This window comes from Microcoleus sp. C2D2 (assembly GCF_036702495.1).
In the GTDB taxonomy this organism is placed as follows: domain Bacteria; phylum Cyanobacteriota; class Cyanobacteriia; order Cyanobacteriales; family Microcoleaceae; genus Microcoleus.
On record NZ_JAUBTO010000182.1, the window covers coordinates 1 to 13,695 of the forward strand.

The 13,695-nt window shown below is 44.8% G+C and carries 8 protein-coding genes; 7 read left to right on the plus strand and 1 reads right to left on the minus strand.

Annotation, left to right across the window (positions count from 1 at the left end; genetic code table 11):
* Positions 1-368 precede the first annotated feature (368 nt).
* The 7 genes from QUB61_RS33860 to QUB61_RS33890 all read left to right on the plus strand — a co-directional run bounded on the left by QUB61_RS33860 (position 369) and on the right by QUB61_RS33890 (position 11,977).
* A complete protein-coding gene (locus tag QUB61_RS33860) occupies positions 369-1,265 on the plus strand; it encodes a helix-turn-helix transcriptional regulator (protein WP_333134952.1) in 897 nt (298 codons plus the stop codon).
* A 469-nt stretch (positions 1,266-1,734) separates the two neighbouring features.
* Positions 1,735-2,016, plus strand: coding sequence for a DUF7948 domain-containing protein (locus QUB61_RS33865; RefSeq protein WP_333134954.1), 282 nt, complete (start codon positions 1,735-1,737; stop codon positions 2,014-2,016).
* 74 nt (positions 2,017-2,090) lie between these two features.
* Positions 2,091-2,420 (plus strand): DUF7948 domain-containing protein, encoded by a 330-nt coding sequence (locus QUB61_RS33870; protein ID WP_445300326.1) that lies wholly within the window; start codon positions 2,091-2,093, stop codon positions 2,418-2,420.
* A gap of 42 nt (positions 2,421-2,462) precedes the next feature.
* Positions 2,463-2,957 (plus strand): hypothetical protein, encoded by a 495-nt coding sequence (locus tag QUB61_RS33875; protein ID WP_333134958.1) that lies wholly within the window; start codon positions 2,463-2,465, stop codon positions 2,955-2,957.
* A gap of 71 nt (positions 2,958-3,028) precedes the next feature.
* Positions 3,029-9,766 carry an FG-GAP-like repeat-containing protein gene (locus QUB61_RS33880; RefSeq protein WP_333190312.1) on the plus strand — a complete coding sequence of 2,246 codons (6,738 nt, stop codon included), beginning with the start codon at positions 3,029-3,031 and terminating at the stop codon, positions 9,764-9,766.
* A gap of 325 nt (positions 9,767-10,091) precedes the next feature.
* Positions 10,092-11,456: a cytochrome 450 gene (locus QUB61_RS33885; RefSeq protein WP_333134962.1), complete on the plus strand. Its 1,365-nt coding sequence runs from the start codon at positions 10,092-10,094 to the stop codon at positions 11,454-11,456.
* Positions 11,457-11,764: 308 nt separating this feature from the next.
* Positions 11,765-11,977, plus strand: a complete 213-nt coding sequence (locus QUB61_RS33890) for a hypothetical protein (RefSeq protein ID WP_333134964.1) — start codon at positions 11,765-11,767, stop codon at positions 11,975-11,977.
* Positions 11,978-12,323: 346 nt separating this feature from the next.
* Here the strand turns inward: QUB61_RS33890 and QUB61_RS33895 are convergent, their stop codons facing one another.
* On the minus strand, positions 12,324-12,998 hold the full coding sequence (locus QUB61_RS33895) for a transposase (protein ID WP_333134966.1): 675 nt from the start codon (positions 12,996-12,998) through the stop codon (positions 12,324-12,326).
* Positions 12,999-13,695: the final 697 nt, after the last annotated feature.

Sequence of the window (13,695 nt, forward strand, 5' to 3'; positions counted from 1 at the left end):
TACCTGCCAACAATCTCCCATCTCAAAAACCCGCCCCGACCGGGATATTATGGTTAATCGATCGGACATGATATTAGAGGTTAGATATTAGATTTTTGATGTTAGATTTTTGATTTTAGATTTTAGATTTTAGATTTATCGCTCTAAAAGTTAAGAACTATCAGTAATTAATTGTAGGCGCAAGGGCTGGTATGAAAGTGCCGACGATCGATCGACTCTACACCGCCCTCGGGTCAAATTCCATTAATTTTTATTGCGAAAGCTTGACCAACAGACCGGGGATATGTAGCCTAAGCCCTAGGTATCTTTTGTATAACTGCGGGAACTTGAGACCTATAGAATAATAGCAACTGTCCCAGGTGCAAGCTATGTCCCTAGAGAAAGCATTAATTCTTGATTTTGCCAAGACAGACGCGATGAAATCGATTCTCCCCCATCCCGCAATCCTGTCAAGTCACGGGGCAAACTGGGAGGGAATTCATGTCGAATATCACCATCAGCCGCCAAACGAATGTCCCGAACACTCTCTGCAACAGCACAGCATTGGCATGATACTCTCTTCAACTATCGGAGGAGCAATACTGAACGGGAAACACTACGGTAGCGAACGGTGGCAAAATGGACAGATTTTCATCGCTGCTGCTGGTACTGATTACCACCCCTATGCAGTCGAAGACCATGAATTTATTGCGATCGCTCTTGAACCTACCGACTTCGACAATACAGTTTACGAATCGACAAATTCAAATCAGATTGAAATTATACCGCACTGGCAAACCCGCGATCCCTTGATAATCGGCATTGCTTGGGCCCTCAAAACCGAACTCGAATCAGGTGGATTAAACGGTACTCTCTATGTCGATGCACTAAAAAACGCGCTTTCAGTTCATATACTGCGCCGCTATTGTGCACAGAAACCGAATTTAGTAAATTTTGAAAAAACTCTCGATCCTCGGAAATTAGAAATAGTTGTTAACTACATTAATGACTACATACAGCGAGATTTGCACTTAGCTGAACTTGCTAATTTAGTGCAGATGAGCCCTTATTATTTCAGTCGTTTGTTCAAACAATCAATTGGAGTCACGGCCCATCAGTACGTGATCCAGTGCCGGATTGAAAAAGCCAAACAGTTGTTGAAAACGCAAGATTTATCACTAACCTATATCTCGCAGCAAGTCGGGTTTCACGACCAAAGTCACTTTAGTAAGACCTTCTGCAAAATCGTCGGTTTGACTCCTAAGAAGTATCGCGATGGGCTTTAACAGTCCTGGATGCACGCAGGGGTCAATCGATTTTAGATTTTAGATTTTAGATTTTAGATTGACCCCACGGATCAATGCGGGGGCTTGAGGATTTTCGATTTGCGATTTTGGATTGATTCCACGGATAAATCACGTGGCGGGTACCACCTTTGAAATTCGCTTGTCAAAAACCCTGGATATCTCAGACGGGATATCAAGGATTTTTCGGAGAAACCGGGTTTTTTTGCCTTATAGAGACGATCGATTTTAGCCAATTATGGTTAGTAAAACCCCCCTCAGAGAGAACTACGCGCGGTGTGGCGTTGGTGGAGATACCGAGTCCGCAAGCGTTGTTACAATTTTTCATCAAAATCCGAGAAATTTTGCAAGAAAATTGTATTTTTCGCAAGTTTTCCGCAAGAATTTACAATACAGCAGAGCTCGTGATTTTGTAGGCTTGCTGGCATAACATAAACCAGGGGTATCAGCCATGAATTCTCAAAATCAACAGGCATCTTACGGTCAAATTCCCTTAAGTTTTATTGCAAATACTGGACAAACTGACCCTAATGTGAAATTCCAGGTGAAAGGTGCCGGTCACAGCATCTTTTTTACTCCAAACGAAATTGCTTTCGTCGCTTTCCCCACACCCAATGAACCGGGAAACCAAGCAACAACTTCTTCAGTTGTACGCAGCAGCTTAGCCAACAGCAACCCCAATCCGACAATTTCCGGGATGGAAAAATTGCCGGGAGTTGCTAACTTTCTTTGAGGCGAGGATTCCAGTCAATGGCAGACTAATGTGCCTACTTTTAACGGCGTTGTTTATCAAAACTCAATCAAGGAATTGACCGCGTTTTCAAAGGCACAGAAGGACAACTTAAGGGCGAATTTTTGGTAGCACCTTTTGCCGATCTGAGTCAAATTCGGATGAACTATACGGGTATTAACGACATCCGGTTGCGTGACGATGCAGCACTGATATTAGAGACACCGCTAGGCCAATTAATTAATAACGCACCGATAGTTTATCAAGATATCAACGGACAGCGGGTGAATGTTCCCGCAGCTTACAATTTATTAGGAAACGGTCAAGTTAATTTTAGTTTGGGATATTTTGACCCCACTCAACCCCTAGTTATTGAAACAACCCGGTTTCTGACCACCCGTGCCTAAGTCCCGATCGAGTAGTAGTGTATGCACCATGAGGTTTTTGATATGAATGAAGATGCACAACCAATGTTTTTTCCTGTTTCTAGGCTTAAGTTGTTCGTGATGTTTCTAGTAACCTTCGGACTATATCAAATTTTTTGGTTTTACAAAAACTGGCAGCTATTCAAAGCCGCAACGGGAAGCAACATTAGCCCATTTTGGAGAGCTGTTTTCAACGGGCTTTTTTGTTATTCATTAATTACAAAAATTAAAAATAGGGCTAAATTGCGCGGTATTGATGCCAACTTTAGTCCATTCTTGCTGACTCTTGCTTGGTTTGGGCTTGCGCTGTGTGCCCGACTGCCAAAACCATACTTGCTAGTGAGTTTTTTCTCTGTAATAGTTTTGCTTCCAGTTCAAGAGATTGTGAATGAACTGAACAGTTTAGTAGCGCCCAACCACAATCCTAACAGTCGATTTTCGGCATGGAATATAGCAACGATCGCTGTGGGAGGCAGCCTGACTGTACTTGCGATCGTCGGGACACTCATGCCAGCTTAGGTGCGATTTGCATTAGTTTCACAACTCGAAACATCAAAGATTACTGTTGTTAATTAATAGGTAAATTAATCATGTCTACTTTCAGTTCCGCTACCAACTTTCCTGTCGGCACATTGCCAAATTCCGTTGTTGTAGGAGACTTTAACAAAGACGGCAAGCCAGATATCGCCACATCCAATGGTGGCGGATCTAGTAACGGCATCTCCATTCTGTTGGGGACAGGCACAGGCAGTTTTGGGAGTGCCACTAACTACGGGAGTTACTTCGACTCCCTTGCCTTGGGAGACTTTAACAGCGACGGCAACCTGGATATAGTTGCACCGCAGAGTAGCGGAGGGGAGTTTCCCTCTTACAAAGTAGCCATCCTGTTGGGAACAGGCACAGGTAGCTTTGGCACCGCCACCAACTTTGACACGGGGGCATATCGTCCCTCTTCTGTAGCTGTAAGTGACTTTAACGGGGACAGCAAGCCAGATTTAGCTACGGCAAACACTGCTGGCAATGTATCCATCCTGTTGGGGACGGGTACGGGCAGCTTTGGGGTTGCTACTAACTTTAATGTGGGGACAAATCCGCAGTCTGTCGTCGCGGGAGACTTTAATGCTGACGGCAAGCTAGACCTAGCTACGGCAAACTACGACTCTAACAACGTATCGATCCTGTTGGGGACAGGGACTGGCAGCTTTGGGATTCCTATTAACATTGATGTGGGAACAAAGCCGCAGTCTGTCGTCGCGGGAGACTTTAATGCTGACGGCAAACTAGACCTAGCTACGGCAAACAATCAATCTAACAACGTCTCAATTCTTTTAGGAACAGGGACTGGTAGTTTTGGGGCTGCTACTAACTTTAATGCGGGGACAAGTCCCTATTCTGTTACAGTCGGGGATTTTAACAGCGATAACAAGTCAGACTTAGCTGTAGCAAACAGCGGGACAAATTCTAACAATGCCTCTATTTTACTGGGAGATGGTACGGGCAGTTTTGGCGCGATCGCCAACTTTGGGGCGGGGACAAATCCATATTCCGTTGCTGTTGGGGACTTTAACGCTGACGGCAAAACAGACTTAGCGACAGCGAACTATGGTTCTAACAACGTCTCGGTTTTACTCAACAATACACCGACAGTGAATTTCGGTGCTGCTGCCTACAGCGCTACAGAAGGAAACGCGGATATAGCTGTTAATATTCCCGTTACTGTCAGCAGCAGTCCCGTCAAAGATTTGACAGTTGCGATCGCACTTAACCCCAGCAGTACAGCTACCCAAAATTCAGACTACACTTTTTCACCTGCCACTCTCACATTCAGTGCAGGTACCAACACCCTCACTCAGAATGTTGCTGTCACTGTCAAAGCTGACAATATCCCAGAGAACTCCGAAACAGCGGTGTTCAGCTTTGGTACGATTACTGATGGGATTGCAGGTACAACAAATCAAGCGACACTGACTATTCCGGCTAATGATGCTATAGATTACGCCATTGCTGCCGGTACTGCCAGCATCGCCGAAGGCAACAGCGGCAATACTCCCGTTACTTTTACCGTGACTCGCAGCGGCGGGATTGATGCTGCCAGCAGTGTAAATTATTCAATTGGAGGAACTGCTACAGACAGCAGCGATTACAACAATATCGGCGGCACTTCAGGGGGAACTAGCATTACTGGTACGGTTAATTTTGCGACGGGCGAGACATCGAAAACCATTACTTTAGATGTGTTGGGCGATGCCATAATTGAACCGGATGAAACTATTACTGTTACTCTGTCAAATCCGGTTGCGCCCGGCCCGACTCCGACTATTACGACTGCTGACGCTACAACTACGATCGGTAATGATGACACTGCCGGAGTCACGGTCAATCCTGCCAGCGGATTAGTGACGACAGAAGCAGGCGACAGCGCTACATTTACCGTTAAACTTAACACTCAACCCAGTGCTAATGTTAGCATTGATTTGATCAGTTCCAATCCCGCAGAAGGAACAGTTTCTAGCAATAGTTTAACTTTCACGCCTGCCAACTGGAATGAACTGCAAACAGTAAAGTTGACTGGTGTTGACGACAGCATTGCTGATGGCAGTAAAACTTACAATATTGTCACTGCTGCGACTGTCAGTACCGACACTAATTACAGCAATCTCAATCCCGATGATGTCAGCGCCAGCAACAGCGATAATGAAACTCCTGGAATTACGATTAATCCTACCAGTACGACTGCAACGGAAGGCGTTGCAAATGGAAGTTACAGCGTTCTGTTAAATACTCAACCGACAGCACCTGTTACGATTAACTTAGCTACAGGCAGTCAAATTCAGCCAATTACCGCACTTACTTTTACCGCTAATAATTGGAATGTCGCTCAAAATGTTGCGGTTGCTGCTGTTGATGACAATGCAGTTGAAGGAAATCATACGGGTGCGATCGACCATACAGCTACCAGTACCGATACTAACTATAACAGCATCACGATTTCCCCTGTTAGCGTCGCGATTACTGATAACGACAATACGCCAACCCCAACACCTGCGCTACCGACACCAACACCTGCGCTACCGACACCAACACCTGCCTTACCGACACCAACACCTGCCTTACCGACACCAACACCTGCCTTACCGACACCAACACCTGCGCTACCGACACCAACACCTGCGCTACCGACACCAACACCTGCGCTACCGACACCAACACCTGTGTTACCGACACCAACACCTGTGTTACCGACACCAACACCTGTGTTACCGACACCAACACCTGCGCTACCGACACCAACACCTGTGTTACCGACACCAACACCTGTGTTACCGACACCAATTTCAACACTTGCAAACCCGACGCCCGCAGCAAACGATCCGATTTGGTGCGGTTTAGAAACAGGATTAAATCAGCTTGACAGCATTGTCAACGACCAACTGCGGCAGACTAAATTACCAATATTAGGCAGACTCAGTGATGTTTCTCCAAATTTCGTTGGCGATTTCAAGAACAGTTTAGTCAATGCGGTTAAAAATGCCAGCGACTTGAATTCGAGTCAATTGCAAGCGACTATTCAGAATGCGCTGGGGTCAAATTTTTCGGTTCAAGTCAGCGGTAATTCCAGCCCCGATGACAGCAACTTGCAGATTACTATTGGCAAAAAATACAAGCTAGATAGCGTAAAATTAGCTGACGATTTAGGATTGCCAGGTTTGGGGTTGAAAGTCGAACAACCGCCTAAAAAGATATTCGAGAGTGTTGGGAATTTCTCTCCAGCAGCGCTGCAAAATATTCAGTTAGCCAATTCTGACTCAAATAGCAATTCTGAGTTGCAACTTTCAGGCAAAAGCATCAATAAATTAGAACTGTTAAACTCAGATCAAAATTCATTCAAGACTGCTAGCAATTTTTTGCCTCAATCCCAGGTCGCTCTCCCCGCAAATTCCACGCAGTTCCTAGATCCTAATTTATTAATTGAAGCGCCTCTAATCGACTATGAATTGTCTATAGGTATTGGCGTTAATAAAGATTTTGGCTGCTACATAGATACCGATCGCACCAAAGTCAAAGCCGACCTTAATTTCGGGCTGACTGACAAATTCAAAGCAACAGCAGACCTGGGTTTGCTAGAAGCTGAATTCCAAGACGATAAGTACCAAAACCCTACAGAAGTCAACGGCAATTTTGAAGTTAAACTCAAAGATTTAGATAACCTCGGCGGTGCTGACGACGGCAACCGTTTAACCCTGTCCGAGTTAAATGGCAGCTATCAGTCCAAAGATTTATTTCAGTCTAGCGTAACTGCCAATGCCAATCTCGGACTGCAAGCAAAAACTAGCATTAATGGCGATGCAGCAATTCCCTCCTATAAATTTGATTTGGCAGTAAAGTGGCCGAAAATCAACTATCAAAACGGTGAATTAAAAACTCCATTCAATCTTCTCACATCTGAATTGGTACCCAATACGCCTGGGTTTAATAATTTTAATTCAGCAAACACAACAGGAATATATCTATCATTTGATCCCTCAAATCTTGCAAACAATCCTTTTGCAGGACTTCCTAAACCGACAGTTGATTTCAACAACATTAAACTCGATCTAGGAACATTTGTCAGTAACTTTGCCAAACCAGTTCTCGCTAAAGTAGCTGATATAATCGAACCCTTCCGACCCGTGATTGAATTCTTAAATACAGACACAAAATTACTGTCTAAACTGGACATAGCGGAGCCGTTTGACAAGAATAGAGATGGTCAAGTTACGGTACTAGAATTAGCATCTACACTGTCGGGAGGTTCGCTAGTTACTGACTTTTTGGATGCCGTTGTTGAAATTGACAGTGTTTCTCAGTTGGCAACAGAAATATCCAACACTCCCGGAAATTTGGTGCTCAATATGGGCTCCTACCGTTTGGGGAATATTGATGTTTCCCAGTCAAATGCTAGCCTAAAAAATGCTACTTCATTCTTAATGAATTCAAGTTACGGAATTGACCAGCAGCTTAATTCCATAGCCAGCAATCCCCTGGGAAAGTTTGTCAATGCTTTCCCAAAGATCAAAGGTTTAGAAGCACCAATTTTAAAAGACCCAAATACGGCAATTAATCTGTTGCTAGGTAAAGATATTCCCATCTTGACCTACGATATGCCACCCCTGGAATTTAACTTTGATATTAGCCAAAAATTTCCGATTATTTGGCCACTTACCGTTTCACTACAAGGTAACTTAAGTGGTTCTGCCGATCTAGCTTTTGGCTACGATACTTACGGTCTTAAAGAATGGAAGAAAGACAAATTTTCTGATGATTCCGCTATCAAAGTTTTGGATGGATTTTACGTCAGCGATCGCGCAAATGCTGATGGTACTGGCGAAGATGTTGACGAACTAAAACTTAGTGCCAAGATGGCAGTAGGTGCGGGGTTAGACGTAGAATTCTTATCTGGTTATTTCAATGGTGGAATTGAAGGAATAGTCGGTATTGACTTAGTAGATATTGGCGAAAAAAACGGCACGAGTGATGGTAAAATTCGAGGTTATGAAATTGGTTCTCGCATCAGCAAACCGGAGGAACTTTTTAATGTTTCAGGTCAAATCAATGCTTTCTTAAGTGCTGAGGTTGAGTTGTTTGGGAAAACAATACTCGACGAAAGTTTTGCTACATTTCAGTTAGCTAAGTTTGGTGTAGAGCCTAGTTCGGAACAAGTTGGAACTATTAAGATAGCTAAGTTGGGTGTAGAACCTAGTCCGGAAAAAGTGGGTACTGTTACCAACAGTTACATCACCGGTGCCAAGGTATTCTTTGATGCAAATTTTAACGGCATCCAAGATGAACAGGAACCGTTTACAATTAATAACGTCGATGGCAGCTTTAATTTAGATATCTCTCTCCCAAAATTTGACAAAAATAACAGCGGCGAACTCGAACCAGATGAAGGCAGAATTGTCGTTGCAGACGGCATTAATACTGCAACTTATTTGCCACAGCAAACGCCGCTAACAGCGACACCAGATGCTACTGTTGTGACGCCTTTGACTACTCTGATGGAGAAGATGGTTGCACAAGGTATCAATCCTAATGAAGCAGAGACTAAAGTTAAGGCAGCATTTGGAGTACCGTCAACAATTGATTTGACTGCCTACGATCCGCTACAGGCAATTACTCAAAACGATCCGAACGGTTTGGCGGTTTATGCAGCGCACATTCAGGTACAAAACGTTGTTGTTCTGACGACAATTTTAATTAGCGGGATTTCGGCTAACTCTAAAACCGATATTGCCGATCGCATTATTTCCACTATTGCCAATCAAATTCAATCCGGGGCTGTCGATTTAACCAATCCCGCACAATTACAAAGCATCATTCAGTCTGCTGCCACTCAACTGCAAGCACAAAAAGCGTCCGATCTTGCACCGGAAGTTGCTAAAATTATTGCTGAAGGGAATCAGCGGGTACGGGCGATCGCCTCTAGCAACCTCCCGCTTTCAGATGCAGCTACTAAAATAGCCCAAGTTCAACAGGTAGAACAAGGTGAAGTCGCTAAAGACTTGCAGCAAGTCGCAGCCGGAAATAAGACAATTCAGGAGGCGATCGCAGAAAATACAGGCACATCCTTAGACGCACAAATTCAATCGGCAAACGTCAACAACCCCACAATTCGCAAGAGTATAAACAGTGACTTCACTGCGACTGAACCTTTCCCAGATAGCGGCATAGAATTAGTCAACAATTCCCCCAATCAAAAAATCGGTACTGATGGCGACGATACTCTAGGCGGCGACAGCAGCGATGACGTTTTAAGTGGCAAAAATGGCAATGATTTGATATTTGGTTTTAACGGCAATGACTGGATTAATGCCAATCAAGGCAATGACTTAATCAATGGCGGTTTTGACGACGATACCCTTTACGGCGGCAAGGGAATTGATACCATTACAGGTAGCGATGGTGGCGATATTATCTTTGGAAACCGAGGCGACGATCTGCTAGATGGCAGCACTGACAATGATACTTTGCGCGGAGGCAAGGGAAATGATACTATTATTGGGGGTGACGGCGACGACTTCCTATTCTGTGAAGATGGAGATGACACTTTGATCGGAGGGAATGGGAGCGATCGCTTCTTGCTATCTCCCAATTCTGGTATCGATATTATCTGGGATTTTCAAGACGGAAAAGATTTGCTTTATCTAGGCAACAATCTTACTTTCTCGCAACTGTCCCTTACTCAAGAAAACAGTACAACTTTCATCCGTTCGTCAGTAAACGGAGAAATTTTAGCTGCTCTGAATGGGGTGAGTGCGAGTCTAATTAATGTCGCCGATTTTGGCTGAAGCTAATGGCAAGTAGTCGCACATTACTCGGGTTTATGTGCGACTCTCAGAGATTGGGGGTAATACTTTAGATGCAGAAATTAGAGCTACTTACCAGGAATCGTTATAAATTACACCAAGTCTCCGGAACAAAGCTACACTTAGGCGCAGACATATTCAGTACAACTATATCTATATTGCCACTGCGTTTACAAATAAAAATGGCTATAGTTATACTTACTGATTTTGGCAAATTTCGGGGTATTGAATCCGGCTCAATTGCCGCTCAATACCCTGTTGCTGCTAAATGCGAAGCGCGTTATAGCGAGTGGATCTCGGAGGAATTATGATGAACCTAAATTTAGATACTATTTTCTCATCGCTGATGAACCCGGCACTGAACGAGTTTCAGGCTTGGGCTTTGCAAAACCCGGAAGAAAGTCTTAGCAAAACGCTGCTGCCACCGATCGCCCTGATTGAGGGTTTGATTGCCAACCAACCCACGTATTTGCAAGTAAAACGGCTGGCTTTCGGAGCCAATTTTTGCTGCGCGGGGCAAGTCGTGATGTCCGAGTTTGCAACGCTGGAAAAAGCACTCACATCGCCCCAGGCGCGCGGATGGCGGCTGGGTACTATTGTACTCGATCCCGATCGCGCGCCCAACCAAGATGTCGGCGGTAGGAACCTTTTCCTGCTGTCTCTGTCCGATCGCGAAACTGACAGTAGCAGCCACCATGCGGCATTCAGAAGCTGTATGCAGAAGTATCTCTTCAACAGTGCCACAACCGATCGCCAGGGAGACGAAATCGCCCGACGGTTGCTCGCGAGGCTAGCAGCAGATTATACCGAGATGCCGCACGGTACGGGGGGAGCGTTTTTTACCGATGTCAAGCGCGGTTGGAAGAGATTTTTAGTCCGGTACCTGCACTACGTCATCTTTGGGATCGACCCAAACGACGAGGAGTCGATCGGGCTCCTCACCGATTTACATTACACCCGCCAAAGCCCGCTGCACTACTTCGCCGTCGTCGGCAGCCTTTTGCAAAGCCTGAACCTGTTTGAACATGGAGATTTATCAGCTTTAATCGAGCGCGCAGCGACTATCTATGAGAATTCCCCAGCTTTAGCCGACTTCCAAGAGGAGAGCTCGGAAAACAACGGCATGACCAAGCGGGAATTGGCAAAGCTGATGACATCGATTATGGGGATAGCGGGACTGCAAGGCCCCCTGCAGCTAGGCTACACGGCAATGGGATATCAGCCTCTCCCCGCCTATAAAGGACAGCAGACGGCGGAAATTAACCCGACTGATTTTTGGGATCGGCTCGATTTGGACGATCGCCAGTCGATCGAGCTGTTCCTCCTGGAATGCGCGCGCCTCGGGGCCCCCGTCATTGCCACGCACCGAGTCGCGACAGAGCCCTTCACCGCAACCGTAGCGGGCAAAGAGCGCACTTTCCCCGCAGGAACCAAGGTACTGATACCGCTCAGTCTGGGGCTGCTAGACGGGAGTTTCTGGGGCTCTACGGTATACGAATTCAACCCTAAGCGGGAGAATTTGTGCCCTTTTCATATGGGTTTTCATTCGGTGGGCGATCGTAGCGCGGGACGGATTTGCCCCGGTAAAGACATCGCACTCAAGATGCTCGTGGATGTCGTGAGTACGGTAGGCAAAGTCCGCCGATCCTCTGAGCCTAACTTGCGGCGGTAATCAATCCAAAAGCTCGGTTTGTAGTGAGGACTTTAGTCCTCATCCACAGCATAAATTAACTCGCAAAAATCCGTTCGTAGGCAACTCTGGACACCGCACCGTGCCGTTTCCCTAGCCCAAAATAATTCCCCGCCCTCGATCGGAGAGGTAACCATAGTCCGATTGATTGTAGGGAAACGGGACGGCGTCATCTCCTGACTGTGGGTAATATCAATTGCGATACCACCGGATGTGGTATTACAACTATTTTGATGATAAATAATACCATATTAATCAAAAAAAAGCAACTAAAAGAAATCGCGAATTGGATGAAAGTAGAACATCCAGCCGAGTTACCCGAAGTCCTGCAAGGTATCTTTTTTATGGACGGGAATGTTTTACCAGACGATTGTTTGACGATGTACAGTTCAGACTGGAATAATGACCAACTGACGTTATTGCTGCGCGTTTTTGACCCTGTTATCTGGACATTTCATTCATCAATGAAGGGACGGATGTTAGTAGACCTCTTGCAAAAATAAATAGGACGGGCTCTTCGGCCCATCCCACAAGAAAACATAACTCTTGTGGAATGGGCCGAAGAGCCCGTCCCATCAATTAATGAAAAGGATTTTTGCAAGAGGTCTAGTTTATTGAGTCAAATTTTCTCGCTTCACTTACTTGTTCCGATTCTCGGATGCAACTTTGCAGCATAGGCACATCACACCAATAGTGTTTGGATGGTCTGTGCTGCAGCATTCGTCACAATTTAAGGATGTGTGGCAGCTGGGGGGGTGACAAAGAGGCCTAAAAAATAGACCCAATCAGGGTTATAGCCCGTATACCCTGCTGATAAAAACGACGTTTATTAGGAGTTAGTTTCATTAATTATTGAACGAGTTCAGAATGTTGCTCGAAATAATTTACCCACTGTTCTGCATCTTGACCAATGCCAAATGTACTTCGTCTCCGGTATTTTTGACGCTTGTCTTTGCGGCGAGAGATATATTTTTGTACCTGCTTTTTCTGAATTTCGGTTCCATGAAATATTGCACAACTGTAGACGCTCGCCATCAACAGAATCATTTTAATGAGTCGCTCACCTCTTAAACCAGTTCCTTCTATATTGTAGCCCCCAGTCTTACAATCTCGCAACATTTCTTCAATTCCCATCCGTTGTTTGTAGGCGGCTATCGCCGGCGGTAAATTGCCTAGATTAGTTAGGATAAACCAAGCTTCATCAACAGTCCACCCTTGGTAGTTATGTTTCCATTTGTAGGCGACATCAAATCCCGCGATCGGTTTAGTCTTTCTGACTTTTATTCCTTGAAAGTACACACAGGTTCCTGGCATAATTCCTAACCGATCTAACCTGATCCCAATCATATTTTCGGTTTCGATACAATGATTTCGTTTGAGTCGTAAGCAAAAATACACATTCTGCTCCCTCAACCAGGAAGCCAAATCTACTGAACAAAATTCACGCATCTGGCAGCACAATGATTTTGTAATCTTTGAATAAGGGTAAAATCGCTGAAAGGGCTGCGCTCTGTTCATCGACATTACTGCTGCCTCGTTTTGGTAACAGTGACCAAGATAAAGGAATTGCTCTTTTCTCCCAAATCAGACTAACCATAAACAGATTGATACAGCCCCATTGACGTAGGATCGATCGCTAAAGATAGCTTCTGTCCCCCTTGGCAGTAAGTTGTTAACCAATAGCTAATTACAGGAAACCACAGATAAGTTATGGTGAGCTGGGGTAAGTCCAGAAATCTTATTCCGCTTGCGGCGGCGACCTTCAGTAGTAAGGTTGCTAAAATTGCTCAAGGTTCAGATCGATTGCCACAAGCATTTGCTACCGCTCTAGTTGATAAAATATCTAGGATCTGCGGTTAGTCGCATTGAACAAACTTCTTCAGGAATCCAAGTCTTGTGCCAATCAGGACAGCAATACACTGGAGACTCCGTAAGTAGTTAGACAAAATTAATTACACAAATACATAGTACAATGATATTCCAGGCAAAATTATGAGTTAATTACAGTTTCATATGATGTTTATCAGGGAAATAAATCCTCTTTCGTCTAAATTACTACAGCGAATTCATCGCCAAAGCCGACATCATCAGGTACGCCAAAGAGCACATTGCCTCATCTTAGCTTCGCAAGGAGTAAAAAAAGGGGCTCTACCGAACCTAGTATGTAAAAAAGTTAATAAATTTTATAAAAATTGGCTATAAAATCTAAAAATTAGGCGCT